Below are 24,763 nucleotides of genomic sequence, written 5' to 3' on the forward strand. Positions count from 1 at the left end.
GGCGGATCCCGGGACCTCGACAACCCTGAAGGAGACGTCTTGTACGCCCAACGCAAAGCCCCGCACGCCCCCCGTTCCCATGCCGGCCGCGGCTTCCGCCCGGCGCCGATCCGCGCCCGGGTCGGCCTCGCCATGCGCCGCTCGATGAATTTCGGCTCCATGCCTGACGCCGAGTCGGTGATGCGCGCCCACGGTCTGTCGCTCGCCCCGATGGCGGTCGGCGAAGGCGGCCTCAGCCTCGGCGGGACCAGCGTCCTGCCCACCGCCCAGGCCTCCGACCTCGACAGCGGCGCCCTGAAGGGCCTGGTCGTGCCGGCCGGCGCGGCCGACGAAGCCGGCGACGCCGCCCTGGCCGACGCCATCTCGCGCGCCTGCGCCAAGGGCGCGCCGGTGCTGGCCTTCGGCGAAGGCGTGGCCGCCACCCTGCGCGCGCTGGGCCGCCCGGCCGGTCCCTTCGCCGACGCCCCGGCCGTGGTCGTCTCGGGCGACGACGTCCAGCCGCTGGCCGACGCCGAGGCGCTGGGCGCCGCCGCCGGCCGCATCCACTGATCGTCGCGCGGGAGCGGCGGGATCGTCCCGTCGCTCCCGCGTCGTTCCGGGCCCGGGACGCGACCGCGCGCGGATCATCCAGCGCGGCGGCCGCTGCACCGCGGTGTTTGGTCAGGCGGCGTCCGCGACCGGCTCCGGAACCAGGCAGGCCAGGTCGAGCAGGCTGATCATCCCGTCCTCGCCGGCGACGATGCCTTCCAGCAGAGGCTCGCTTCCGCCGGCGCCGAGCTCTGGAGCGGGCTGCACCGAGCCGGGCTCGACCCCGAGGATGTCGGAGACGCCGTCGACCAGCAGGCCCACCAGACGGCCGCCCTGCTCGATGACGATGACCGCGTGCCGGGCCGAGGGCTCCGACGGCGGGCCGCCCAGCCGTCGACCGAGGTCCATCACCGGCAGGACGATGCCGCGCAGGTTGACCACGCCCTGCATGAAGGGCTGGGCGTTCGGCAGGGGCGTGGCGGGGCTCCAGCCGCGGATCTCCCGCACCGACTGGATGTCGATGGCGTAGCGGGCCTCGCCGATTCGGAAGGCGACCAGTTCGCGCAGGTCGGGGTTGTCGGCGCGCATCAGAACGCCTCCCATCCCTCGGCCGGCTCGACCACGGCCAGGGCGGCGCCGCCGGCCCCGGCCCGCGCGAAGCGGGCGATGCGCTGCTGCTGTGCGCCGTGGAAGCCGGGGCGCGCGTCCGGACGCCGTTCCGCCGCGGCGGGAGCCGCGGGCGCGCTGGCGGCGGTCGCCCGGGTGATCCTGAAGCGTCCGACCAGGCCCGACAGCTCCTCGCTGTCGCGGCTGAGGCTGTGGCTGGCGGCGGTCGACTGTTCGACCATGGCGGCGTTCTGCTGGGTCACCTGGTCCATCTGGTTGACCGCGGTGTTGACCTGCTGGAGCCCGGTGGCCTGTTCCTGGGCCGAGGCGCTGATCTCCGACATCAGGCCATGGATGCCCGAGACCCCCTCGATGATGGCCTTGAGGGCCTTGCCGGTCTGGTCGACCAGGCCGACTCCGGTCGCCACCTGGGTCGACGAGGCCGAGATCAGGGTCTTGATCTCCTTGGCCGCGTCGGCCGAGCGTTGGGCCAGGGCCCGAACTTCGGAGGCGACGACGGCGAAACCGCGGCCCGCGTCGCCGGCCCGGGCGGCCTCGACCCCGGCGTTCAGCGCCAGCAGGTTGGTCTGGAAGGCGATTTCGTCGATGACGCCGATGATCTGGCCGATCTGGCCGGCCGAACGCTCGATGTCGCCCATGGCGGCCACGGCCCGCTCGACCACTTCGCCCGACCGTTCGGCCTCGGAGCGGGCGGCGGTCACCGACTCGCTGGCGCGCCGGGCGCCCTCGGCCGTCCGGTTGACGGTGGCGGTGATCTCGTCAAGCGCGGCGGCGGTCTCCTCGAGGCTCGCCGCCTGCTGCTCGGTGCGCCGCGACAGGTCGTCGGCCGCGTGGCTGATCTCGGCGGCGCCGGTGCGCATGGTGCTGGCGTGGGTGGCGATCTCGCCGACCACCGCCTCCAGCCGGCTGACCGCCGCGTTGAAGTCGTCGGCGAGCTTGCGGTAGTCGGCGGGGAAGTCCGCCTCCAGCCGGACCATCAGGTCGCCCTCCGACAGGCGCGACAGGGCGTCCGCCGTGCGCTGGACCACGTCGGACAGTTCATCCGCGGCGCGCTTGCGCTCCGCTTCCTGCCGCTCGCGCTCGACCTCCACCGCGGTGACGTCCGTGGCGAACTTGATCACCTTGAAGGGCTTGCCGGCGGCGTCGAGGATCGGATTGTAGGAGGCCTCGATCACGACCCGCTTGCCGCCCTTGCCGAGCCGCTCGTACTTCTGCGCGAGGAATTCGCCCGCCCGCAGCCGCCGCCAGAATTCCTGATAGGCTTCGCTGCGTGCAAACGTCGGGTCGACGAACAGGCTGTGCTGTCGGCCCTTAACCTCGTCGAGGCGGTATCCGAGCACCTGCAGGAAGTTCTCGTTGGCGTCGAGGATGGTTCCGTCGAGCTCGAACTCGATCACCGCCTGTGAACGGCCGATGGCGGCGACCACCGCCTCGAGCTGGTGGATGCGCTCCTGCAGCGCCTGGTTGGCTTTGGAAGGTCCGAACATTCTTTCTGGCCCCTGTGGGATATCGCCGATCTCAGTAGCGGGCAGGCGTTGACGCAATGCACGCGACTGGCAGGGGCCCTGATGGTCGGGCTTCGCATTGTTTTGATGCGAACGGTGGTATTTTGCTTGCAGACAAATCCGGTAGGCGAGCTCGGCAGTATCTGTGGATTGCAGGTTGTGGAGGGTGAGTAGTGCTTTCGTCTCTGGGTTCCGTTCTCGAGCACCGCAGTGCGCGGTCTCGTGCACAGTTCGGCCTTGTCTACAAACTGGTCATCGTTGGTCGGAGATGGAGAGCCCGGTTGAGCGAGCGAATGGTGGGAGCCGGCCATACGGACGCCACCTTCAGCGCCCTGTACGCCCTGGCCAGCGCGCCCTCGGGACTCAACCAGACGGAGCTGGCCGAACGCATGGGCGTCACCGGCTCTTCGCTCGTGCGCCTGCTCGATCTTCTTGAGACCCAGGGCCAGATTCGTCGGGAGGCCATGGTCGGGGACCGGCGCGCCAATCTGATACGCCTGCAGCCGGCGGGCGCCTCGGCCGTCCGCGAACTGGACGCCGTCGCCGACCAGCTTCGTGACGAGGTGTTCGAGGGCGTGTCCGACGAGGGTCTTGCCCAGCTGTCCGATCTCATGGACCGGCTCCTGCAACGTCTGGCCGCCGTCGCGCCTGACGAAGAGCTCGACGGGGTGCAGATCAGGACGCCGGCATAGATCTCAGCCCGGGGTCGGGGCTGCGCTCCGTCCCAGGCGCCGCAGGTCATCGCGCAGGCGCTCCGGGTCCGCCTTGAGCTCCTGCTCCACCCGCGCATGCTCCTCGACCCAGATCGGCGTGGCCCGGGCCAGCAGATTGCGGCCCGCGTCGGTCAGCGCCGCGCGCCGGCCGCGGCGGTCGTCCGGATCGACGGCGACGGCCGCCAGACCCCTGCGCTCCAGCGGCTTGAGATTGGCGGTCACCGTCGAGCGGTCCATCGCCAGCACCTCGGCCACCTGGCCGAGGGTCGGCGGGGCGGGGCGGTTCAGGCTGTGCAGCAGGGAATACTGGCCGCTGGTGATGCCGAGCGGACGGAAGGCCTCGTCGAAACGCCGCGCCAGCGCCCGCGCGGCCCGCTGGGCGTGCAGACACAGGCAGGTGTCGCGGACCTGAAGGGTAGCGGCGAAAGCGGCGGCGTTTGACATGATCCAAAATACTTTGATATCAACATAACTGTCAACGACAGCTTGCCGGAGAAGCCCGATGCGCCAGGTCACCGCCTTCAAGTGGGTGCCCCCCTTCGCCCAGGGCTCGGTGCGCGACATCCGCGTCCGCTGGGCGTTGGAGGAGGCCGGGCTCGGCTACGACGACCGGCTGATCGACCTCGACGAGCGCGACAGCGCCGCCCACCGCGCCCGTCAGCCCTTCGGACAGGTGCCGGCCTACCGCGACGGCGAGGTGGAGATGTTCGAGTCCGGGGCCATCGTGCTGTGGATCGCCCAGGACTCCGAGGCTCTGATGCCGGACAACGCCGCCGGACGGGCCTTGGTGCTGACCTGGCTGTTCGCTGCCATGAACACCATCGAGCCGGTGGTCGCCGAACTGGCCGGCATCGACATCTTCCACGCCGACGAGCCCTGGGCGCCGCTGCGCCGGCCGGCGGTCGAGGCCCAGCTGCGCAAGCGCCTGGGCGAACTGCAGGCCGCCCTCGGGCCGCGCCGCTGGTTCACCGGCGACCGCTTCAGCGCCGCCGACATCCTGATGGTCCATGTGCTGCGCGACCTGCGCCACACCGACATCCTCGCCGACTATCCGGCGCTGGCCGACTACGTCGCCCGGGCCGAGGCGCGTCCGGCCTTCCGTCGCGCCCTGGCTGACCAGCTGAAGCCGTTCAAGGCGGCCGAGGCGGCTGACCCCGCCCTGACCGCGGCCTGAGTTGCTGCGACCGATACTGACGTACCAGCGGTCCAGGCTGCGGGGATCGGTCTTTGACAACTGAATGAGTTTTCGCCGGTTCCCACCGGCGCCGGTCATGCACGCCTGACTTCGGCGGGTGCGATGCGGACACAGTGGACGCATCGGACGGCGTTTTTGAGTCCGCACCGCTGACGACAGCGGACGCATCGGACTGTTTTTTTCGTCCGCTCAGCCGACGAGCGCCGCCCGCTCCGCCGCGGTCAGCACCCGCCAGCGGCCTTCCAGGAGGTCGCCGAGCTCCAGCGGTCCGATGCGGATGCGCAGCAGGTCGACGACCTCCAGCCCGACCAGCTCGCACATGCGCCGGATCTGCCGCTTGCGGCCCTCGCGCAGGACGAAACGCAGCCGCTGCGGCTCGACCCGCGTCACCCGCGCCGGCTTCAGCCTGCGGCCGTCCAGCTCCAGCCCGTGACGCAGCCGGTCCAGCTTCGCCTCGGTGACCTGGCCCGCCACCTCGACCAGGTACTCCTTGTCGAGATCCGACTCCGGCCCGATCACCGCCTTGGCGACGACCCCGTCCGAGGACAGCAGCAGCAGGCCGCGGGAATCCTCGTCCAGCCGTCCGATCGGGGGCAGGGAGGTGTCCTTCGCCGGCACGGCGCCGTCGCCGATCCGGTTGGCGGCGGTCAGCAGGCGCACCGCCGGGACCTTGCCCGGCTCCGGCTGGCCCGAGACGTAGCCGACCGGCTTGTGCAGCACGATCGTCACGCCTTCGGCCAGCTGCGCTTCGGCGCGGTCGGCGAGGGTCAGCGTCTGGCCCGGCTGGATCTTGCGGCCGGCGTCACGCACCGTCTCGCCGTCGACGGCGACCAGTCCTTCGGCGATCAGGGCGTCGGCCTCGCGCCGCGAGCACAGGCCCGACTGACCCATGAACTTGTTCAGCCGGACGGGTTCGTCGCCGTCCCAGGTGCGCGCCACGGCCATTCAGATCGCCCGGAACAGCAGCATGAGATTGTTGGCCGGCATCTCCACCCGCAGGGTGAAGGCCAGCCCCTCGGCCTTGGCCGCCGCCGCGACCGCCTCGCGCTCGCGCAGGCCCCAGGCCGGATCGCGGGCCTTCAGGCTTTCGTCGAAGGCGGCGTTGGACGGGGCCAGCTCGACCCCCGCCTCGCGGTAGGGGCCGTAGAGGACCAGCAGTCCGCCCGGCCGCCGCAGGACGCGCCCGGCCAGCCGCATCAGCCCTTCCGTCGCCGCCCACGGGCTGATGTGGATCATGTTGATGCAGACCACGACCTCTACCGTCCCCCCGGGCCAGCTCGCCTCGTCCCGCACGTCCAGCGCCAGCGGGGCCCGCAGGTTGGGCAGGCCGGCGGCCCCGGTCCACGCGGCGATGCTGGCCTGCGCTTCGGGGGAGGGATCGCTCGGCGTCCACTCCAGACCCGGCAGGGCCCCGGCGAAGGCGACGGCGTGTTCGCCCGCCCCGCTGGCGATCTCCAGCACCCGCCCCTGCGCCGGCAGATGCGCCTTCAGCACCTCCAGAATCGGGCCGGTGTTGCGGGCCGTGGCGGGGGAGGCGAGGGCCCCGTCGGGGCGGCGAGTCTGGGGATCGAGCGTCTGCACGACCGCTTCGATATCCCGCCGGAGGCCGGTCCGCGACCGGAAATGTGCAGGCGGCCGACGGGCGCCGCCTCGCGGGAGGTTGAAACGTGCAGCGGTTGACCTCGCGTCGCCTTGGATGCCATGTCCCTGAAACATTGCGTGATCTGCACGCATTCGGGAGGCGCCGCGGCGGCGGAGATCGCCGGGCCGACGTTTCAGGAGAGTTCGCGTGACCCAGTCCATCCCCGGCCTGCACCCGGCCCCCACCAACCACGCCGGCCTCGTCGCCTGGGTCGAGCAGATCGCCGCCCTGACGAAGCCGGCGCGCGTCCACTGGTGCGACGGCTCCGAGGCCGAGAAGTCGGCCATCGTCGCCGACCTGATCGGCAAGGGCACCCTGCGCGAGCTCGACCAGACGAAGCGCCCCGGGTGCTACTACGCCGCGTCCGACCCCAAGGACGTCGCGCGGGTCGAGAGCCGCACCTTCATCTGCTCCGGCAACGAGGGCGACGCCGGCCCGACCAACAACTGGGCCGATCCGGTCGAGATGCGCACCCGCCTGAACGGCCTGTTCGACGGCTGCATGGCCGGCCGCACCATGTACGTCGTGCCGTTCTCCATGGGCCCGCTGGGCTCGAAGATCTCGGCCCTCGGCGTCGAGATCACCGACAGCGGCTACGTCGCCGTGTCGATGGGCATCATGACCCGCATGGGCAAGGCGGCGCTGGAGGTGCTGGGGACCGACGGCGAATTCGTGCCGGCGGTGCACACCCTCGGCGCCCCGCTGGCCGAGGGTCAGGCCGATGTGCCGTGGCCCTGCAACGAGGAGAAGTGGATCGTCCACTTCCCCGAGACCCGCGAGATCTGGTCCTATGGCTCCGGCTACGGCGGCAACGCCCTGCTGGGCAAGAAATGCTACGCCTTGCGCATCGCCTCGGTCATGGCCCGCGACGAGGGCTGGCTGGCCGAGCACATGCTGATCCTCAAGCTGACCGACCCCAAGGGCCGGGTGAAGTACGTCGCCGCCGCCTTCCCCTCGGCCTGCGGCAAGACCAACCTCGCCATGCTGCAGCCCTCGTTGCCGGGCTGGAAGGCCGAGACCGTCGGCGACGACATCGCCTGGATGCGCTTCGGCGACGACGGCCGCCTCTACGCGGTGAACCCGGAAGCCGGCTTCTTCGGCGTCGCCCCGGGCACGAGCCGCAACACCAACCAGAACGCCCTGGCCACCCTGGCGACGAACACCGTCTTCACCAACACGGCCCTGACCGCCGACGGCGACGTCTGGTGGGAAGGCCTGACGAAGGAAGCGCCGGAGGGGCTGACCAACTGGAAGGGCCAGCCGCACGATCCGGCTTCCGGCGAGCCCGCCGCCCATCCGAACGCTCGCTTCGCCGCCCCGGCCGGCCAGTGCCCGGCCATCGCGCCGGAATGGGAAGACCCCAAGGGCGTGCCGATCGACGCCATCCTGTTCGGCGGCCGCCGCGCCTCGGCCGTGCCGCTGGTCACCGAGGCCTTCGACTGGGAGCACGGCGTGTTCATGGGCTCGACGGTCGCCTCGGAAGGCACCGCCGCGGCCGAGAACAAGGTCGGCGAGCTGCGTCGCGATCCGTTCGCCATGCTGCCCTTCTGCGGCTACAACATGGGCGACTACTTCGCCCACTGGCTGTCTATGGGCGGCAAGACGGACGCCGCCAGGCTGCCGCGCCTCTACTTCGTCAACTGGTTCCGCAAGAACGAGGACGGCAAGTTCGTCTGGCCGGGTTTCGGCGACAACGCCCGCGTGCTGAAGTGGATCGCTGAACGGATCGATGGCGAGGCCCAGGCCGTGGACACGCCGGTCGGCCGCGTGCCGACCCGCGAGGCCCTGGACCTGTCGGGACTCGACCTGACGGAGACGGATCTGTCGACCCTGCTCGACGTCGACGCCGATGTCTGGGCCGAGGAGGCCGCCCTGATCCCCGCCTTCTACGAGAAGTTCGGCGACCGCCTGCCGAAGGCGCTGTGGGATCAGCACGCGGCGCTCGCCGGTCGCATCGAGGAAGCCCGCGCCGCCGCCATCGCGGCCGAGTAGGACTTGCATTCCGAAGCCGGGCGGTCGATCTGACCGTCCGTGTCTTCCCCCGACGTGATCGTCATCGGCGCCGGCGTGCTCGGCCTCTGCACCGCTGCGGAGCTGGGCGCGCGCGGTCATGCGGTGACCGTGATCGACCCCGGCGGCCCCAACGCCAGCTCGGCCGCCGCCGGCATGCTGGCTCCCGCCCTCGAGTGCCTGTCCGATGCAGCCACGCCCGAGCGGGCCGCCCTGCTGACCCGCGCCCGCGACCTGTGGCCAGACTTCGCCGGCCGCTTCGGCCTGAAGCTGCATCGCGACGGCGTCGATTGGCGCGGACCCGATCCGGACGCCGCCCTGGCCCGGCTGGCGACCTTCGGCGTGGAAGTGCGGCGCACGCCGACAGGCGTCTTCACTCCGGACGACTGGCGGGTCGAGGTGGGTCTGGCCCTGCAGGCGCTGGCCCGCGCCGACAGGGTCTCGCCGGTGCATGCGACCGCGTCGCGCCTTGCGGCGGAGGACCTTCGCTGGCGCGTGGAGGCTTCGGACGGGCGGGTGTGGTTCGCGCCGACGCTGGTTCTGGCGACCGGGGCCGCCGCGCCGGTGCCCGGTCTGCCGGGGCCGGTCGCAGATCTGGTCTCCGCCATCGAACCCTGGCGCGGGCAGCTGACGCCGGTCAGCGGCCCTGCGCCGGCGCATACCCTCCGTGCGCCCGGCGTCTACGTCGTTCCGACGGCCGGCGGGATGGTGGTCGGCGCCACCATGGAGCGGGGTCGACGCGACCTCGAAGCCGACGCCGAGGTCTCGCGACGACAGGTCGAGGCGGGCAGGGCGCTGTCGGGCCTGGAGGGACGTCCGGAGACGCCGCGGGTCGGGATACGCGGCGGAACGGTCGACGGCCTTCCGCTCGCCGGGCCGTCCCGCGAAGCCGGGCTGCACCTCGCCCTCGCCCCCCTGCGCAACGGCTGGCTGCTGGGACCGCTCGTAGCGCGCGTGGTCGCCGACGGGATCGAAGGCGGGGCGCCGGTCGCCGACGCCGCCGCCCTCGATCCGCTCAGGTTCGCCTGATCACTCCGCCGGCGGCACGAAGCGCAGGTTGATGATCACCCGGGAGCCGGTCGCGGCGCCGTCGACCGTCCGGGGATTGATCCGGAAGTGCCGCGAGAGGCTCTGCGCCGCCCGGCCGAAGCCCTGGCCGGCCGGCGTCTCCCGCGCGACATCGCAGCCGGCGATCGTGCCGTTGGCCTGCACGAGGCAGTTCAGGACCGCCGAGCCCCCGACGCCACGTTCCAGGGCGCGGTCCGGATAGGCCCGCATCATCTCCTCGGCGCTCGGCTGTCGCTCCCAGCTGGGGTTGCGGATCACGGCCGGCGCCGGTTCGGGGGCCGGCTCGGCGGCCGGGGGGGCGTCGTCCACAGGATTCGGCACGGGCACGGTCAGGGTGATGGCCGGTCCTGCCGGGACTGTCGGCGCATCGAGGTCGGGGACGGTGATCACCGGCGTGTCGACGGTCGGCGCCGGAGTCTTGTGGATGGGAGGATTGGGCGCCGCCGGCTTCGCCTCGGTCGTCGCCGGCTTGGGCGGCGGGTCGAGCGTGATCCGGAACGGATCGGCAGGAGCCGGCGCAGCCGGGGGGATCTCGAGCTCAAAGCGCTGGTAATACAAGGCCGCCCCGACCCCGATGTGGGCCGCCGCGACCACGCCGATGGCGATCCAGGCGTTGCGCGAGAGGCCCGGCCCCCGGCGCTCGTGGAAGTCTATGGGGCTCACCAGACCGGGCCCGCCTGCGGTTCTGATCATCATGGCCGTTCATCCCTGCTGCTGTCCCCACAGCGCCCATGCGGAAGTTGAGCGCTGACGTTACGGCAAGTTTTGGGCGAGCTTCGCCGCGAAATGGTCACGGCCGCCACCGGGGTCCGTTAGGCTTCCGTTAACCAGAGTTCGCCAGCGTTAACGATTATGACCATCGGGGCGATTCCATCGTCGAACGGGGTTGAGGCGGCTATCCGGCAGGCGTCCCGCGCCACCGGCGTGGACGCCGACTTCCTCGTGCGCACGGCGCGACGCGAAAGCGCGATGAACCCCTCGGCGCGCGCCCCGACGTCGTCGGCGGCCGGCCTGTTCCAGTTCATCGAACAGACCTGGCTGGCGACGGTGAAGGCGCACGGGGCCAAGCACGGCTACGGCCAGTACGCCGACCTGATCCATCGCGGCTCGGACGGGCGCTGGCGCGTCGGCGGCTCGGCCCGCAACGTGGTGCTTGACCTGCGCTTCGATCCCCGCGCCGCCTCGGTGATGGCGGCCGAACTGACGGCGTCCAACGCCGCCTATCTGCGCGGTCGGACCGGTCGGGAGCCGGGCGCCGGCGATCTGTACGCGGCCCACTTCCTCGGCCCGGCCGGCGCCGCGCAACTGATGGACGCCATGGCGCGGCGGCCCGCTTCCAGCGCCGCGGCGCTGTTCCCCGAGGCGGCGGCCGCCAATCGCTCGATCTTCTATCGTGAAGGTCGACCGGCGACGGTGGCCGAAGTGCACGCCAACCTTCAGCGCTCGGCCGGCGGCGGAGCGCCCGCGGCGACCACGGGGGCGCCGGCGAGCGCGCCGGATCTTTCGCCCCGCGACCAGATGCTGGCGGCCCGACTGGATCGGTTGAGGCAGGATCAAAGCCTGCTGGCCCTGTTGCTCGGGCAGGACGGAGAGGGTGGGCGCAGCGGCTTCGGCGGCGCGTTCGCCCCGGGGGAGAGCAGCGAAGCCTGACGGCCGAATCCCGTCATGGTGAACCGTCCGTTAACGATGACGGGTCGATGCTGCCGGCGCAGCTGGAGTTCGAGCCTCGCCCATGACCGCCTATCGCGCCCGCCTGACCGAACTGGACATCCGCAGGCTGATCAAGGCGGCGGACGACGACGAGCGCGCCGCGGCTGCGCACAAGCTGTGCCGCAGCATGGACCGCGCCGATCTGGACGAGGCCGGCCAGGCGGCGGCCCACAAGATCCTGCGCATGCTGGCCGAGGACGCCGCCGAACTGGTGCGGCGCGCCATGGCCGTGACCCTGAAGTCCTCCGACCTTGTTCCGCGCGACGTGGCGCGCCGACTGGCGGCCGACGTGGACAGCGTCGCCCTGCCGATCATCAACTTCTCGCCGGTCTTCGAGGATGCGGACCTGATCGAGATCGTCCGAGCCGGTTCAGCGGTGCGTCAGAGCGCGGTGGCGGCTCGTCCGGTCGTGAGCCGCGACGTCGCTGCGGTGGTGGCGGATGTCGGTTGCGAGCAGGCGGTCCGCACCCTCGCCGCCAACGACAATGCCGACATCGCCGAACCAGCCCTGGGGCGCTGTATCGACCGGTTCGGTTCCTCACCCGAGGTGGTCGCGGCGATAGCCTACCGCCAGGCGCTGCCTCTGTCAGTGACGGAACGGCTCGTTGAACTCGCATCCGATGCGGTCCGCGAGCATCTGGTCACCCGGCATGCCGTGGCCCCCGAGACGGCGATCCGGCTGGCGACGTTTGCGCGTGAGCGCGCCACAGTCGATCTTGTGGATCAGGCTTCCAGCCACGCAGATCTGGGTCAGTTCGCAGCCGCCCTCAACGGACGCAAGGCGCTGACCGCATCGCTGCTCCTGCGCGCGCTGGCGCGAGGGCAGATGGCCCTGTTCGAGCACGGCCTTGCCGAGTTGGCCGGGACGCCGCACCAGCGCGCCTGGCTGATGATCCACGACGCGGGGCCGCTGGGACTGAAGGCCATCTACGACCGGGCCGGCCTGCCGCCGCGCCTGTTCCAGGCCTTCCGGGCCGGCGTGGACACCTGGCGGGCGTTGCAGGCCGAGGGCGCCGACACCTCGGGCGACGCCTTCCGTCAGCAGATGCTCGAGCGGTTCCTGACCCAGCGGCCGAATGTCGGGCGGGACGACCTTTCGTACCTGATGGAGCGGCTCGACCGCCATCCGGCCGAACCGGACGAGATCGGCGCCGCCGCCTGAGGCATCCCCGCGAAGCGAGGACCGCCCCGCAGGTTGGCAGGATGGTCTATCAGCCGAGGTGTTCGGCGACCCGGGCTTCAAGAGTTTCGGCCAGCGCCTTCCCCGTCGGGTGATCGTCGGTCTGGATCTGGTCGCGGACCACGGCCTTGATCGCGTCGACGTGGGCGTCGATCAGCACCAGGGGCGCGGCCATGCGCTTGGCCGGCTCGTCCATCATCTTGCACAGCGAGCCGGCGAGCCGGGTCACCAGCGGATACTGGTAGGTGGTTCCGAGACCCTTCAGGTCGTGGGCGCGGAAGTAGAGGGCCTCGGCCGTCTGGTCGTTGTAGCCTTGGCTCCGGATGTCGGACTGGGCCTTGTCGAGCTTGACGATCTCGTCCTGCAGCCACTGGCCGAACTGGGCCGACATGGCCTTGAGAGCCTCTTCCGCCTTGGCGATGGCGCTGGCGTCGATCCCGCCGAAGCCGCCGCCGACCTTCAGTCGAAGAGTGTTGGGCGGACGAATGACCTGGGCCGAATTGCTCACGGCGCGCTCCCGAAAGTGAACCGGCGAAGGGTGGCACGCGCGACCTTAAGAACCGGTGCACGCCGGGTCAGGCGGCGAACTGTTCCGCGAGGACGCGCTCCTCGAACGACCGGTCCGCGTCGAACAGCATGGTCAGGGCGATGTCGCGGCGTTCGTGGACGTCGACCCGGGCGACCCGTCTGACCTCGAAGCTGTCGGCGGTGGCGCTGACCGGTCGCTTGTCCGGCTCCAGCACCTCGAACCGGACGCGCGCCCGATGCGACAGCAGCGCGCCCCGCCAGCGACGAGGCCGGAATGCGCTGATCGGGGTCAGCGCCAGAACCTGGGAATCGAGGGGAATGATCGGGCCGTGCGCCGACAGGTTGTAGGCGGTCGAACCTGCCGCCGTGGCCACGAGGCAGCCGTCGCAGGACAGTTCCTCGAGGCGCACCCGGTCGTCGACGCTGATGCGCAGCTTGGCGCTCTGCCGGGTCTGGCGCAGCAGCGACACCTCGTTGATCGCCAGGCCGCTCTGGACCTGGCCGCTCTCGGTCCAGGCGTCCATCTGCAAGGGGTGAATGACGGTGCGCCCGGCGCGGGCGATGCGTTCGGGAAGGTCGTCCTCACTATAGTCGTTCATCAGGAAGCCGACCGAGCCGCGGTTCATGCCGAACACCGGCGTGCCGCGGTCCATCACCGTGTGCAGGGTCTCAAGCATGAAGCCGTCGCCGCCCAGGGCGACGATCACGTCCGCGGTCTCCCTGTCGACCGAGCCGTACCGCTCGGCCAGACGGCCGCGCGCCGCCCGAGCCTCCGGACGGTCGGAGGCGGCGAAGGCGATGCGGGGGAGGGAAGGGAAGGGCGCGCTCACGCCAGCACGCAAGCCGACGGCGTCGGCGAAGTCAAACGGCGAGGCGCTCCGGCGCGGCGCGGTCGTCGGCCACGATCGCACGGAAGGCGCGCGCGGCTGAGGCCGGGGAAATGGCGCCTCTCAGCCAGACGGCCGCCCCCTGATCGCCGGGCAGGCCCTGGTTCATGCTGCGGAGCTCGGCGAGAAGACTCGGATAAACGGCGCGGTCGATGCCGACGGCGGCGCAGGCGTAGTAGAGCGCCTCGGGGGTCGAGCCGGCGAGCGCGGCCCTGACCTGTCCGGCGGTGAAGCCGCCCAGCATGGCCAGACCATGGACGAACAGGCTCATCCGCTTCTCGCGGGCGGCGCGGACGAGCACGCCGGGCCGCAACTGGCCGGCGGCGTGAAGCTTTCCGGCGAGACGGCGCTCCATCTCCTCGCGTTCGGGGGTCTCGACCGGCGCCGGGCTGACCGGCCGAAGCACGCCGGCCACGGCGTCGTACACCGCGGCGGCGAGACGGGGCTCATCAACCTCAAAGCGGGCGCTGATCGACTGTCGCAGGGCCTCTCCGAGCCAGTGGTACATTTCCTGGGCCAGGGCCTGGGTCAGGCGCGGGTGGCGGGTGAGAGGACCACGCAGGGCGGCGATCCGGCGGGAATGCTCGACCAGACGTCTCAGGCCCTCGGCGCTGACCTCGGCGGTCCGGTTCGTGGCGAGCGCCGTCAGCACCGCCGGCTCGCCACGCTCGATGACGGCGTCGGCCACCCGACCGCTGATCCGCGGACGCCGGGCGACGGCGATCTGGTGCTCCAGCGAGGCCTCGATCAACACGCGCAGCAGGTCGTCGTCCTGCAGGACCGGGCTCGAGAGCAGGATCGGCCGGGCGATCTCGATCTCGTCGAGCGCCAGCACGTTCACCAGCGCGGCGGGAGCCCATTCGGCGGCCGCCAGTCGTTCGGCCAGGGCGCGGCGCACCTCGCGCTCCGCCTGCTTCGCCAGGGTCAGGAAGATCTCCCCGAGGACCGGCGACAGTTCGCCGGCCGGAGGACTGGCGTCGCAAAGGGCCATCACGCCCAGCAACAGCCGTTGACGGGCGTCCGGGCTGGGGTTCCGCGCCAGCGAGAGCAGTTCGCCGGGGGGCGGCGCGCCGCGGGAGGAAAGCGGAAGCTGGACGAGGACGGTCACGGACGTCTCCGACGCGCCGGCTCGATGCGGCGAAGGCGACCGTAGCCGTGGGTCCCTAAAGCAGGGTTAATCGATCCTGAATCTTGACGCGGAAGCCTGACGGCGCGAGCGTGCCGGCGGAACATAAGGAGCACGTTGCCATGGCGGACGGGGCCATCACTTCCCTCAGGTCGAAGGTGTCGGAGGCGGAGTGGAACGCGCGGGTGGAGCTCGCGGCGCTCTACCGGCTGGTCGCCCTCCACGGGTGGGACGACATGATCTTCACCCACATATCGGCGCGCGTTCCCGGCCCGGAAAAGCACTTTCTGATCAACCCGTACGGCTACTATTTCGAGGAGATCACCGCCTCGTCGCTGGTGAAGGTCGATCTCGACGGCGCCATCGTGCAGGAGACCGCCAACTTCATCAATCCGGCCGGCTTCACGATCCACTCGGCGATCCACGGGGCGCGCGAGGACGCCCATTTCGTGATCCACCTGCATACGGTCGCGGGGGTCGGGGTCGCGGCGCAGAAGGAGGGGCTGCTGCCGATCGGGCAGAACGCCTGTCTGCTCCAGCACCAGGTCGCCTACCACGGCTACGAGGGACTGGCCCTGAACCATGAGGAGCGCGAGCGGCTGGTGGCGGATCTGGGCGACAAGCCGCTGATGCTGCTGCGCAACCATGGCACGCTCGCGGTGGGCCAGACGGCGGCCCAGGCCTGGGTCGGGATGTTCTTCCTCGAACGCGCCTGCGCCCAGCAGGTGGCGGCCCTTTCGGGCGGGCGTGATCACGTGCTGTTCGCCCCCGACGCCGCGCAGGAAGAGACGCGGCAGCAGGGCGGAGGCATCGGCTTCGTTTCGGCGCTCGCGTGGCCGGGCGCGCTGCGCATGCTCGACCGCAAGTCGCCGGGCTACGACGTGTGAAACGGGCCGGGGGGCTGGCTCTGGCCCTCGTGGCCGCCGCGTTGGCGACGGCGGCCGAAGCCGGCGCATGGCCCCGTAGCAAGGGTCGTGGGCAGGTCATCCTGAAGTTCGAGGACATGCGGGCCGTCGAGGGCTTCGATCCCTCCGGCGAGCTCGCGCCCCTGCCGGCGGAACGCCGGGAGCGAATCCTCGGCGCCTTCGTCGAGTATGGCCTGACCGACCGGGTGACGCTTGTTCTCAAGGGCGACTGGCAGTCGGGGGAGGACGCCTTCGTCGACTACGAGGGGCGCGGGCCGCTCGAGGTCGGGGTGAACTGGCACGCCTGGGGCGACGATCGCACCTCGGTCTCGCTCTACGGCGGCGTCGCCGACGGCGGCGAGGGGCGGAACGCCGGCTACGCCGCTCCGGGGCAAGGGGATCGGGACTGGGAGGTCCGGGCGTCCGTCGGCCGTTCGTTCGCCGCCCCGGGCGGAGAGACCGGCGCCTTCACCGGCGGATTCGTCGAGTTGCAGGCCGCCCGGCGAATGCGCGAGGGGCTGCCGGACGAGACGCGGGTGGACGCGACCCTCGGCGCGCACTTCGGCGAGGACTGGATGGCGTTGGCGCAGGCCTATGCCGGCGAGGCCGAGGGCAACGGACCGCGCTGGCTATCCCTTGAGGCGTCCGTGGTGCGGCGCCTCGGGGCGTGGAGCGTGCAGGTCGGCTGGCGCGAAGCCGTGTACGGTCGGGAGACGCCCCGCTCGGCAGGGCCGGTGATCGGCCTCTGGCGCCGCTTCTGAGGCCGGATGATCCGGGGCCGGCGACAGGACGTAAACGGGGACTCGTCGCGACGGAAACCGAAACCGCCTCCGTTACATCAACTTGAATTTGCGCCGCTGCCCGAAGTCGCTAATCCGGCGCCTTCCCACTCCGGAGTGCCTCCCGCGTGATCAGACGCCATTTCCTCCTTGTCGCGGCCGGCGTGCTGCTCGGCCTGATGGTCGTAGCGGTGGTTCTCCGCCTGGCCTTTGCGGGCGAGGAGACGGGCGGCGGCCGCGGCGGTCCTGGCGGACGGGGCGGGGGACAGCAGGTGTCGCAGGCGGTCGCCACGCCACGCCCCTTCAGCGACGAGATCCGCGTGCTTGGCGTCGCCCGGGGGCGGCGGTCGGTGAACATCACCTCCTCGACCAGCGAATTGATCACCCGCGTCCTGTTCACCGACGGGCAGAGGGTCGCCGCCGGCACGCCGCTGGTGCAACTGCAGGCGCGGGAGGAGGACGCAGGGGTCGGGGAGGCCCGGGCCCGGGTGCTCCAGGCGCGGTCGATGTACGAGCGCTATCGCGAGCTTGGCGAGCGCGGCTTTGCGTCGCCGATGATGGTAGAGCAGTACGAAACCCAGCTTGAGAGCGCCCAGGCGGCCCTGAACGCAGCCGAGGCGCGTCAGGGCGACCGGGTCATCCGCGCGCCGTTTTCCGGCGTCCTCGGTCTCAGCACGGTGACGCCCGGCACCCTGGTGAACCCTGGAGCCGTGATCGCCACCCTGGACGACATCGATGTGGTCCGCGTCGACTTCCCGATCCCCGAGCGCTACCTCGGCGTGCTGCGCACCGGCCAGCCGATCACGGCGACGGTCGACGCCTACGGCGATCAGCCGTTCGGCGGCCGGATCGCCCTGATCGACACACGCGTGAACGAGCAGACACGCGCCGTTACGGCCCGGGCCGAGATCCCGAACCCGGGCTGGCGTATCCGCCCCGGAATGGCGGTACGGGTCACGGTCTCCCAGGGAGAGCGGACCGCCCCGGCCGTCCCCGAATCGGCGGTGCAGTACGAGGGCGAAGGGGCGTTCGTGTACCGCATCGCCGCGGGCGAACGCGGAGCCACCGCCCAGCGGGTGGAGGTCGAGACCGGCGCGGTCGAGGGCGGCTTCGTCGAGATCGTGTCCGGCCTGAACGCCGGAGATCGCGTGGTGGGCTCGGGCCTGAACCGCATCCAGCCGGGGGCGCCGATCCGCGTCGCAGGGGTCGCCGCCCGGGGCGCGGCCGAAAAGGGCGCAGCTCGATGATGCTGTCCGATATCGCCGTCCGGCGTCCCGTCTTCGCGGCGGTGGCGGCGATCGTGCTGTGCGTCATCGGCGCGGCCAGCTTCTTCTTCCTGCCGGTTCGTGAGCTGCCCGACGTCGACCCGCCGATCGTGTCGGTGAACACCAGCTACGCCGGCGCCTCGGCCGAGGTGATCGAGAGCCGGATCACCGAGCCGATCGAGCAGCAGATCGCCGGCATCCAGGGGGTGGAGCGGATCAACTCCACCAGCCGCGACGGCCGCTCCAGCGTGTCGGTGGAGTTCTCGCTGGACCGCGACATCGACGACGCCGCCAACGACGTGCGCGACCGGGTGTCCCGGGTCGTCGGCAATCTGCCGAACCAGGCGGACCCGCCCGAGGTGCGCAAGGCGGACTCCGACGCCCAGCCGATCATGATCCTGTTCCTGCGCGCCACGAACATGAACCGGCTCGAGCTGACCGACTACGCCGACCGGTACCTGCTCGACCGGCTGGCGACCGTGCCGGGCGTGGCGGCGGTGAACATCTACGGCGAGCAGCGCTACGCCATGCGCATCTGGCTGGACGCCGCGGCCATGGCGGCGCGGGGCATCACCGTCACCGACGTCGAGAACGCGCTCACCACCCAGAACGTCGAGCTGCCCGCCGGCGCCCTGGAGTCAGGGCAGAAGAACTACACGGTTCGCGTGGCGCGGACCTACGCCAATGCGACGGACTTCCGGCAGTTGCCGATCGGCGCACGCGGGCTGGCCACCGCCGCGACCGGCGCCGCCGCCTCGACGGCGGGCTCCGTCGCGACGGGAGGCCTGCCGAGCGGGGCCAGCGGGGCCATCCTCGGCCAGACCGGTTACGTCACCCGGTTGGGCGACATCGCCCGGGTGGAGGAGGCGCCGCAGGAGGATCGCCGCCTGTTCCGGGGCAACGGCCTGGACCAGATCGGCCTCGCCATCACCCGTCAGGCCCAGTCGAACGACCTCGCCATCTCGGCGGGGGTGCGCGACATGATCGAGGACATCCGGCCCAGCCTGCCCGAAGGGGTCGAGCTGGTGGTCGGCTCGGACAACTCCGTCTTCACCTCGCACGCCATCGACGAGGTATGGATCACCATCGGCATCTCGCTGGTGCTGGTGGCCCTGGTCAACTTCATCTTCCTCGGCACCCTGCGGGCGGCGCTGATCCCCTCGATCGTGGCCCCGATCTGCCTGCTGTCGACATTCATCGTGCTGGCGCCGCTGGGCTTCTCCCTCAACCTGCTGACCCTGCTCGCCCTGGTGCTCGCCATCGGGCTGGTGGTCGACGACGCCATCGTGGTGACCGAGAACATCCAGCGCCGCCTCGATCACGGCGAACCGCCGCTGGTGGCGGCCGAGCGGGGCGCGCGGCAGGTTTTCTTCGCGGTGGTGGCCACCACCGTCGTTCTGCTGTCGGTGTTCGCGCCCCTGTTGTTCCTGCCCGGCTATGTCGGCCGTCTGTTCGTCGAGCTGGCCGCGGCCATCGCGGCGGCGGTGGCCTTCTCCGCCTTCCTGGCGCTGACGCTTTCCCCGATGCTGGCCTCGAAGATCCTGAGGCCGGCCGCCAGCGGAGGCTGGGTGGCGCGTCGGGTCGATTGGGCCATGGACCAGCTCAAGGCGTCCTACGGCGCCTCGTTGAACGCCCTCCTGGGGCGTCGCGCCGCCGTGGCGGGCGTGGCCGGGGTCGTCGTCCTCATCGGGGCGGGGGCCGCAGTGATGTTCCTGAACCTGCCCGAGACCCTCGTGCCGGACGAGGACCGCGGCCGGGTCGTGGTTCGTGTGCAGGGGCCGGAAGGCGCCGGCTTCGATTACACGCGCGAGATCATGCTGGGGCTGGAGCCGACGCTGGCCGAATATGTCGCCAGCGGCGAGGCGGAGACCTACCTCGTTTCCGCCCCCGGCTTCGGCGGCGGCAGCTTCAACTCCGGCAACGCCGTGCTGACGCTGGCCGACTGGTCGGCGCGCGACCGCTCGGCCGACGAGATCGCCCAGGAGCTGAACGGCAAGCTGCGCAACCAGACCGGGGCCCAGGTCAACGCCTCGACCCCTGGAGCCTTCCAGCGCGGCGGCGGCAACTCGAACTCCATCGAAATGGTGGTCACCGGGGCCGAGTACGAGGACATCTACCAGTGGCTGCAGCCGGTGCTGGCGGCCTCGCTGGAGAATCCCGGCTTCTCGCGGCCACGCCTGAACTACGAGCCGAACGCGCCCCGCCTGCTGGTCGACGTCGATCCGGAGAAGGCTGCGGCGCTCGGCGTGTCGTCGCAGTCGATCGGACGCACGCTCGAGACCATGTTCGGCTCGCGCCGGGCCACCACCTACCTGAAGGGCGGCCAGGAGTACGACGTCATCCTGCAGACCGAACGGGACAACCGGCGCAGCGTCGGCGATCTGGAGGCCCTCTATGTCAGCACCGGTTCGGGAGCCCTGGTGCCGTTGTCGGCGGTGGTCACGACCGAAACCAGCGGTGACACGCCGGAACGCCGCCGCCTGGACCGGCAGCGGGCGATCACCCTGAGCGCCGATCTGAATCCCGGGGTCACCCTTGTCGACGCCACGGAGTTCCTGAGCTCGGTGGCGGCGCAGCAGCCGCAGGGCGTGGTGACCACCCAGTGGGGCGGGGCGGCCCGCGACCAGCAGGAGGCGGGCGGGGCCGTGGCCTGGGCCTTCGCGCTGGCCCTGCTGCTGGTGTTCCTCGTGCTGGCGGCCCAGTTCGAAAGCTGGATCACCCCGGCGGTGATCATGCTGACCGTCCCGCTGGCGGCGGCCGGGGGTCTGTTCGGCCTGGTGATGGCGGGCTCCAGCCTGAACATCTATTCGCAGATCGGCCTGATCATCCTGATCGGGGTGGCGGCCAAGAACGGCATCCTGATCGTCGAGTTCGCCAACCAGCTGCGCGACCAGGGCCGGTCGATCCGCGAGGCGATCATCGAGTCCTCGACCCTGCGCCTGCGGCCGATCATCATGACCTCGATCGCGACGGCCTTCGGGGCCCTGCCGCTGGTGCTGTGGCAGGGAGCGGGCGCCGGCAGCCGCCAGACCATCGGCGTGGTCATCTTCGCCGGGGCGATGTTCGCCACCCTGCTGACCCTGTTCGTGGTGCCGGTGATCTATGGCGTGCTGGCGCGCTTCACGAAGTCGCCCGAGTACACCGCCCGCAAGATCGAGGCGTGGGAGGCGAAGGAGCTGACCGCCAACGACCCGGTCCCGGCCGCAGCCGAATAGGTCATTCCTCCGGGGCGGAGGCGTATCCCGTCTCGACCTTCAGGAAGGCGATCAGGTCGCGGCGGTCGGCGGCGTCGGCGATGCCCGGGAAGGACATCTTGTTCCCGCGCAGAAACTCGCGCGGGTTCTCCAGCCAGTGGTCCAGCCGCTCGGCGTCCCAGGTGAACTCGGCCTCGCGCAGCGCGGTCGAGTAGTTGTAGCCGTCCTTGTCGCCGGCTTCGCGGCCGAAGACGCCGTAGAGGTTCGGACCCGTCATGTTCGGCCCGCCTTCGGTGATGGTGTGGCAGGCGCGGCAGCGGGCGAAGACGCGGCGGCCGTTGTCGAGGTCGGCGCCGGCATAGGGCGCCGGAAGCGAGGCCAGCAGCGCGGCCTTCTCCGCGTCGGTCGGCGCGGGCCGGCCGGGGGCGGCCGACGGCTCTGCGGCGGTCCCGCCGCCGTCGCCGCAGGCGGTCAGCAGGAGGAGGGCGGCGGCGAGAGCTGGGCGGTGCATGACGATCTCCGGGAAGCCCTCCGTGATAGCCGAAGCGCCGGGGTGGACGCCACCTGCGGCGCCTTGTCGGGCTGGACGCTGAGGGTTCGCACCTGATAATCAGTGTCAGCAAGAGGCGCCATCGCGCCGAGCGGTCCGAAAACCATGTCCGACACCCTCAAGCTCAGCGAAGCCCGCAAGGGCGCGCGCGGCGTCATCGTCCGCGTGGGCTGCCACCACCGCGAGGATGAGCACACCGCCGAACTTGAGCGCCGCCTGCTGGAGCTCGGCTTCGTCGAGGGGGCGCGGGTCGAACTGCTCCACGAGGGCCTGTTCGGTCGCAATCCGATCGCGTTGAAGGTGGACGACATGCGCGTCGCCCTGCGTCGCCACGAGGCCGCCAGCATCACCGTCCGCGTCGAGGTCGCTGCCTGATGGACATGCAGGTGCGCAGCGTGCGGGTGGCGCTGGTGGGCAATCCGAACAGCGGCAAGACGGCCCTGTTCAACGCCCTGACCGGAGCCCACCAGAAGGTGGCCAACTACGCCGGCGTGACCGTGGAGCGGAAGGAAGGCTTCATCCGCAACGCCGGGCGGACGCTGTCGGTGCTCGACCTGCCGGGCACCTACTCGCTGCGCGCCCGGAGCCCCGACGAGGAGGTCACGCGCGACGCCATCCTCGGGCGTCTGGCCGGCGAGACGCCGCCCGACGTGATCGCGGCGGTCGCCGACGCCACCAACCTGCGCCTCGTGCTGCGGCTCATCCTCGAGCTGAAGGCGGTCGGCCGGCCGATGGTGCTGGCGCTGAACATGTACGACATCGCCCAGCGCACGGGGCTGCGGATTGATCTGGATCGGCTGGAGGCCGAACTGGGCGTGCCGATCGTCACCACGGTGGCCACGCGCAAGCGCGGGATCGAGGAACTGGTCGCCGCCGTCGAGGCGGCCGCCGCCTCGGCCGCTCCGGCTGTCGCCGGAAGCTGGACGCCGCCCGACGCCGAGGCGCTGCGCGGCAAGGCGGCGGAGGCCGAGCGGATCATGAAGGCGTGCGTGCGGCCGCCGGAGCGGCCGGACACCCTGACCGGCCGGGTCGATTCCTTCCTGCTGCACCCCGTCGGCGGGCTGGTGATCCTGAGCGCCGTCATGTTCGTCATGTTCCAGGCGGTGTTCGCCTGGGCGACGCCGGCGGCGGACGGGATCGAAGGCCTGCTGACCGCCCTGGGCGCCATGGTCGCCGGGGCGATTCCGGACGGCATCTGGCAGAGCCTGATCGTCGACGGCCTGATCTCGGGAGTCGGCAGCGTTCTGGTCTTCCTGCCGCAGATCCTGATCCTGTTCCTGTTCATCATCCTGCTCGAGGATTTCGGCTACATGGCCCGGGCGGCCTTCCTGCTGGACCGGATCATGGGCGTGGCCGGGCTGCACGGGCGCGCCTTCATCCCGCTGCTGTCCAGCGTCGCCTGCGCCATCCCCGGGGTCATGGCCACGCGGGTGATCGACAACAGGCGCGACCGGCTCACCACGATCCTGGTCGCGCCGCTGATGACCTGTTCGGCGCGCATTCCCGTCTACACCCTGATCATCGCCGCCTTCATCCCGAACCAGACGGTGTGGGGTTTCGCCAATCTGCAGGGGCTGGTGATGTTCGGCCTCTATGTCGCCGGCGTGGTCAGCGCCCTGTCGGTGGCCTTCGTGATCCGCAAGCTGTTCTGGCGCAGCGCCGTCGAGCCCTTCATGATGGAGATGCCGGCCTACAAGATGCCGGACCTGAAGAGCGTGCTCTTCAACCTGTGGCTCCGGGCGCGGATCTTCCTGGAACGGGCGGGGCGGATCATCCTGCCGTTGATGATCGTGGTCTGGGCGCTGTCGACCTTCCCCTATCCGCCGGAAGGCGCCACGGCTCCGGCGATCGAATACTCCTTCGCCGGCATGATCGGCCGGGCGCTCGAGCCGCTGTTCGCACCCATCGGCTTCAACTGGCAGATGGTCGTGGCCCTGGTGCCGGGCATGGCGGCCCGCGAGGTGGCGGTGGCGGCGCTGGGCACGGTCTACGCCGTCGCGGACGCCGAGAGCGCCACGGGCGTGCTGGCGACGACGCTGGCGGCGCACTGGTCGCTGGCCACGGGCCTCGCCTTCCTCGCCTGGTACATCTTCGCGCCCCAGTGCGTGGCGACCCTGGGCGTGGTGCGGCGCGAGACCAACTCGGCCAAGTGGATGTGGGTGATGATCGCCTACATGTTCGGCCTGGCCTATCTGGCGGCCTTCGCGACCTACCGCGTCGCCGTGGCCCTCGGCGGCGGCTAGGCGGCTTTTCCGGCCGTCTGGCCGAACAATGGTTGACAAAACCTTGCCGTCGGAGCGAGTCTTGGAGGATCGGGGGGAAGGATCATGCTGTCACCCTTGAAGCCTCTGCTCTGCCGCCACGTCTACTACTGGTCGGAGCGACATTAGTCTGAGCGCTGTCGCCGTTGCGGCCGACTCTTCGAAAGGGCCGCCCGGAAGGCGTCCACCGGGACGGGGGCCGAGGATCCGTCGGCGACGCCCAGAACCCCCGTGATATCGACCCCGGCCACGCCGCCGCCCCTGCGGCGACCGGGAGCCGACAGCGACCTTCGGACCGAGGCCAGCGCCCGCAGGAAGCGGCTGATGGTCCTGCTCGATGCGCTGGTCAGGGCGGAGCGTCCCACGCGCGAGGAAGCCATCGACGCGGTCCTCGCGGTGATCGAGGATGCCCATTCGGCGCATCCGGTCCTGTTCGGAAGCAAGGCGGCGGCGGAGTTCGCCCGCCTGCACGCGGCGCGAACGCCGGCCGGCGGGTCCGGCGGGGAGCGGAGGGGAGGCGATGGTGCCGGCTACAGGGATCGAACCCGTGACCTTCGGTTTACAAAACCGCTGCTCTACCAGCTGAGCTAAGCCGGCCGCCTCGCCCTTGGCGGGCCCTTATGCGGATGTCGCGGGGCCCTCGCAAGTCAGTCGAGTTCGGCGGCGATGCGGTCGGCCAGCGCCCGCAAGGTTTCCGCGTCAGCCATGGGCGCCTGGGCGTGGCCCTTGAGGGGGCGGTCAGTCCAGCGCGGGATGACGTGGAAATGCAGGTGGAAGACGGTCTGTCCGCCGGCCGCGCCGTTGAACTGCATGATCTGGAAGCCGTCGGGGCGCAGGGCCTTCTCCACGGCGCGGGCCGTGCGCTGCATCGCCGCCGCCAGCCGTGCGAGCGTCTCGGGCTCCACCTCCAGCAGGTTGCGGGCCCGCGAGGTCTTCGAGATGACCAGGACATGGCCCTCGGACTGGGGGAAGACGTCCATGAAGGCGAGGACCGCGTCGTCCTCCCACACCTTCACCGAGGGAACCTCGCCGCGCAGGATCTTCGCGAAGATGTTGTCGGGGTCATAGGCGGCGTGCAGGGTCATCGGCG

At 71.0% G+C, this 24,763-nt stretch carries 24 protein-coding genes and 1 tRNA gene; 13 read left to right on the plus strand and 12 right to left on the minus strand.

Features of this window, described 5'->3' with window-relative positions:
• Positions 1–39 precede the first annotated feature (39 nt).
• Entirely contained in the window at positions 40–549 is a 510-nt protein-coding gene (locus tag BM333_RS08610) for a hypothetical protein (protein ID WP_092309903.1), read from the plus strand.
• A gap of 111 nt (positions 550–660) precedes the next feature.
• Here the strand turns inward: BM333_RS08610 and BM333_RS08615 are convergent, their stop codons facing one another.
• On the minus strand, positions 661–1,116 hold the full coding sequence (locus BM333_RS08615; protein ID WP_092309906.1) for a chemotaxis protein CheW: 456 nt from the start codon (positions 1,114–1,116) through the stop codon (positions 661–663).
• Positions 1,116–2,642, minus strand: a complete 1,527-nt coding sequence (locus tag BM333_RS08620; RefSeq protein ID WP_092309909.1) for a methyl-accepting chemotaxis protein — start codon at positions 2,640–2,642, stop codon at positions 1,116–1,118. Before BM333_RS08620 ends, BM333_RS08615 begins: the two co-directional genes overlap by 1 nt.
• A gap of 299 nt (positions 2,643–2,941) precedes the next feature.
• On the opposite strand from BM333_RS08620, the gene BM333_RS08625 reads away from it, so the two are divergent.
• Positions 2,942–3,352, plus strand: a complete 411-nt coding sequence (locus BM333_RS08625) for a MarR family winged helix-turn-helix transcriptional regulator (protein WP_143105799.1) — start codon at positions 2,942–2,944, stop codon at positions 3,350–3,352.
• A 3-nt stretch (positions 3,353–3,355) separates the two neighbouring features.
• On the opposite strand, the gene BM333_RS08630 is transcribed toward BM333_RS08625, so the two are convergent.
• A complete protein-coding gene (locus tag BM333_RS08630; RefSeq protein WP_092309916.1) occupies positions 3,356–3,817 on the minus strand; it encodes a MarR family winged helix-turn-helix transcriptional regulator in 462 nt (153 codons plus the stop codon).
• A gap of 58 nt (positions 3,818–3,875) precedes the next feature.
• Between BM333_RS08630 and BM333_RS08635 the strand changes: the two genes are divergently transcribed.
• Positions 3,876–4,547 (plus strand): glutathione S-transferase family protein, encoded by a 672-nt coding sequence (locus tag BM333_RS08635; RefSeq protein ID WP_092309919.1) that lies wholly within the window; start codon positions 3,876–3,878, stop codon positions 4,545–4,547.
• Between the two features lie 210 nt (positions 4,548–4,757).
• Here the strand turns inward: BM333_RS08635 and BM333_RS08640 are convergent, their stop codons facing one another.
• The gene (locus BM333_RS08640) at positions 4,758–5,513 is read right to left on the minus strand and encodes a pseudouridine synthase (RefSeq protein WP_092309922.1); all 756 of its coding nucleotides are present in this window, start codon (positions 5,511–5,513) and stop codon (positions 4,758–4,760) included.
• Entirely contained in the window at positions 5,514–6,149 is a 636-nt protein-coding gene (locus BM333_RS08645) for a DUF938 domain-containing protein (protein ID WP_092309925.1), read from the minus strand.
• A gap of 208 nt (positions 6,150–6,357) precedes the next feature.
• Between BM333_RS08645 and BM333_RS08650 the strand changes: the two genes are divergently transcribed.
• Positions 6,358–8,202, plus strand: coding sequence for a phosphoenolpyruvate carboxykinase (GTP) (locus BM333_RS08650; RefSeq protein WP_177221847.1), 1,845 nt, complete (start codon positions 6,358–6,360; stop codon positions 8,200–8,202).
• Between the two features lie 39 nt (positions 8,203–8,241).
• Positions 8,242–9,249: an NAD(P)/FAD-dependent oxidoreductase gene (locus tag BM333_RS08655; protein ID WP_218151442.1), complete on the plus strand. Its 1,008-nt coding sequence runs from the start codon at positions 8,242–8,244 to the stop codon at positions 9,247–9,249.
• Here BM333_RS08655 and BM333_RS08660 read toward each other — a convergent pair whose 3' ends face one another.
• Entirely contained in the window at positions 9,250–9,984 is a 735-nt protein-coding gene (locus tag BM333_RS08660) for a TonB family protein (protein ID WP_092309929.1), read from the minus strand. It abuts the gene before it with no gap.
• Between the two features lie 156 nt (positions 9,985–10,140).
• Here BM333_RS08660 and BM333_RS08665 point away from each other — a divergent pair, with 156 nt between their 5' ends.
• Both BM333_RS08665 and spbR read left to right on the plus strand, forming a co-directional pair.
• A complete protein-coding gene (locus BM333_RS08665) occupies positions 10,141–10,938 on the plus strand; it encodes a transglycosylase SLT domain-containing protein (RefSeq protein WP_092309932.1) in 798 nt (265 codons plus the stop codon).
• An 82-nt stretch (positions 10,939–11,020) separates the two neighbouring features.
• Positions 11,021–12,160 carry a SpbR family protein gene (gene spbR / locus BM333_RS08670; protein WP_092309935.1) on the plus strand — a complete coding sequence of 380 codons (1,140 nt, stop codon included), beginning with the start codon at positions 11,021–11,023 and terminating at the stop codon, positions 12,158–12,160.
• A gap of 49 nt (positions 12,161–12,209) precedes the next feature.
• Here spbR and BM333_RS08675 read toward each other — a convergent pair whose 3' ends face one another.
• The 3 genes from BM333_RS08675 to BM333_RS08685 form a co-directional block, all read right to left on the minus strand.
• Positions 12,210–12,686 (minus strand): Hpt domain-containing protein, encoded by a 477-nt coding sequence (locus BM333_RS08675; protein ID WP_092309938.1) that lies wholly within the window; start codon positions 12,684–12,686, stop codon positions 12,210–12,212.
• A 67-nt stretch (positions 12,687–12,753) separates the two neighbouring features.
• On the minus strand, positions 12,754–13,536 hold the full coding sequence (locus BM333_RS08680; protein WP_092310692.1) for an NAD kinase: 783 nt from the start codon (positions 13,534–13,536) through the stop codon (positions 12,754–12,756).
• Positions 13,537–13,567: 31 nt separating this feature from the next.
• Complete coding sequence (locus BM333_RS08685) at positions 13,568–14,701, minus strand: DUF2336 domain-containing protein (RefSeq protein ID WP_245777204.1); 1,134 nt, start codon at positions 14,699–14,701, stop codon at positions 13,568–13,570.
• A gap of 140 nt (positions 14,702–14,841) precedes the next feature.
• On the opposite strand from BM333_RS08685, the gene BM333_RS08690 reads away from it, so the two are divergent.
• The 4 genes from BM333_RS08690 (at position 14,842) to BM333_RS08705 (ending at position 20,883) form a co-directional block, all read left to right on the plus strand.
• Positions 14,842–15,606 carry a class II aldolase/adducin family protein gene (locus tag BM333_RS08690; protein WP_092309941.1) on the plus strand — a complete coding sequence of 255 codons (765 nt, stop codon included), beginning with the start codon at positions 14,842–14,844 and terminating at the stop codon, positions 15,604–15,606.
• Positions 15,603–16,385 carry a hypothetical protein gene (locus tag BM333_RS08695; protein WP_245777205.1) on the plus strand — a complete coding sequence of 261 codons (783 nt, stop codon included), beginning with the start codon at positions 15,603–15,605 and terminating at the stop codon, positions 16,383–16,385. The genes BM333_RS08690 and BM333_RS08695 overlap by 4 nt, the downstream gene beginning before the upstream one ends.
• A 146-nt stretch (positions 16,386–16,531) precedes the next feature.
• The gene (locus BM333_RS08700) at positions 16,532–17,650 is read left to right on the plus strand and encodes an efflux RND transporter periplasmic adaptor subunit (RefSeq protein WP_092309944.1); all 1,119 of its coding nucleotides are present in this window, start codon (positions 16,532–16,534) and stop codon (positions 17,648–17,650) included.
• Entirely contained in the window at positions 17,650–20,883 is a 3,234-nt protein-coding gene (locus BM333_RS08705; protein ID WP_218151448.1) for an efflux RND transporter permease subunit, read from the plus strand. The genes BM333_RS08700 and BM333_RS08705 overlap by 1 nt, the downstream gene beginning before the upstream one ends.
• Position 20,884: 1 nt before the next feature.
• On the opposite strand, the gene BM333_RS08710 is transcribed toward BM333_RS08705, so the two are convergent.
• Entirely contained in the window at positions 20,885–21,373 is a 489-nt protein-coding gene (locus BM333_RS08710; protein ID WP_092309950.1) for a c-type cytochrome, read from the minus strand.
• Between the two features lie 144 nt (positions 21,374–21,517).
• Between BM333_RS08710 and BM333_RS08715 the strand changes: the two genes are divergently transcribed.
• Together BM333_RS08715 and feoB are read left to right on the plus strand one after the other, a co-directional pair.
• Positions 21,518–21,787, plus strand: coding sequence for a FeoA family protein (locus BM333_RS08715; RefSeq protein ID WP_092309953.1), 270 nt, complete (start codon positions 21,518–21,520; stop codon positions 21,785–21,787).
• A complete protein-coding gene (gene feoB, locus BM333_RS08720) occupies positions 21,787–23,655 on the plus strand; it encodes a ferrous iron transporter B (RefSeq protein WP_092309955.1) in 1,869 nt (622 codons plus the stop codon). The genes BM333_RS08715 and feoB overlap by 1 nt, the downstream gene beginning before the upstream one ends.
• Positions 23,656–24,194: 539 nt before the next feature.
• On the opposite strand, the gene BM333_RS08725 is transcribed toward feoB, so the two are convergent.
• Together BM333_RS08725 and BM333_RS08730 are read right to left on the minus strand one after the other, a co-directional pair.
• Positions 24,195–24,270 (minus strand) — tRNA-Thr (locus tag BM333_RS08725).
• 50 nt (positions 24,271–24,320) lie between these two features.
• Positions 24,321–24,758 (minus strand): HIT family protein, encoded by a 438-nt coding sequence (locus BM333_RS08730; protein ID WP_092309958.1) that lies wholly within the window; start codon positions 24,756–24,758, stop codon positions 24,321–24,323.
• Between the last annotated feature and the right edge of the window lie 5 nt (positions 24,759–24,763).

This window comes from Brevundimonas viscosa (assembly GCF_900116065.1).
Taxonomy (GTDB): domain Bacteria; phylum Pseudomonadota; class Alphaproteobacteria; order Caulobacterales; family Caulobacteraceae; genus Brevundimonas; species Brevundimonas viscosa.

What these genes read in the sequence shown, in the direction of transcription:
- BM333_RS08640 (WP_092309922.1), bottom strand. Translation starts at nt 5,513, where the DNA reads ATGGCCGTGGCGCGCACCTGGGACGGCGACGAACCCGTCCGGCTGAAC.
- BM333_RS08660 (WP_092309929.1), bottom strand. Translation starts at nt 9,984, where the DNA reads ATGATGATCAGAACCGCAGGCGGGCCCGGTCTGGTGAGCCCCATAGAC.
- BM333_RS08630 (WP_092309916.1), bottom strand. Translation starts at nt 3,817, where the DNA reads ATGTCAAACGCCGCCGCTTTCGCCGCTACCCTTCAGGTCCGCGACACC.
- BM333_RS08710 (WP_092309950.1), bottom strand. Translation starts at nt 21,373, where the DNA reads ATGCACCGCCCAGCTCTCGCCGCCGCCCTCCTCCTGCTGACCGCCTGC.
- BM333_RS08730 (WP_092309958.1), bottom strand. Translation starts at nt 24,758, where the DNA reads ATGACCCTGCACGCCGCCTATGACCCCGACAACATCTTCGCGAAGATC.
- feoB (WP_092309955.1), top strand. Translation starts at nt 21,787, where the DNA reads ATGGACATGCAGGTGCGCAGCGTGCGGGTGGCGCTGGTGGGCAATCCG.
- BM333_RS08635 (WP_092309919.1), top strand. Translation starts at nt 3,876, where the DNA reads ATGCGCCAGGTCACCGCCTTCAAGTGGGTGCCCCCCTTCGCCCAGGGC.
- BM333_RS08705 (WP_218151448.1), top strand. Translation starts at nt 17,650, where the DNA reads ATGCTGTCCGATATCGCCGTCCGGCGTCCCGTCTTCGCGGCGGTGGCG.
- BM333_RS08690 (WP_092309941.1), top strand. Translation starts at nt 14,842, where the DNA reads ATGGCGGACGGGGCCATCACTTCCCTCAGGTCGAAGGTGTCGGAGGCG.
- BM333_RS08665 (WP_092309932.1), top strand. Translation starts at nt 10,141, where the DNA reads ATGACCATCGGGGCGATTCCATCGTCGAACGGGGTTGAGGCGGCTATC.
- spbR (WP_092309935.1), top strand. Translation starts at nt 11,021, where the DNA reads ATGACCGCCTATCGCGCCCGCCTGACCGAACTGGACATCCGCAGGCTG.
- BM333_RS08620 (WP_092309909.1), bottom strand. Translation starts at nt 2,642, where the DNA reads ATGTTCGGACCTTCCAAAGCCAACCAGGCGCTGCAGGAGCGCATCCAC.
- BM333_RS08715 (WP_092309953.1), top strand. Translation starts at nt 21,518, where the DNA reads ATGTCCGACACCCTCAAGCTCAGCGAAGCCCGCAAGGGCGCGCGCGGC.
- BM333_RS08615 (WP_092309906.1), bottom strand. Translation starts at nt 1,116, where the DNA reads ATGCGCGCCGACAACCCCGACCTGCGCGAACTGGTCGCCTTCCGAATC.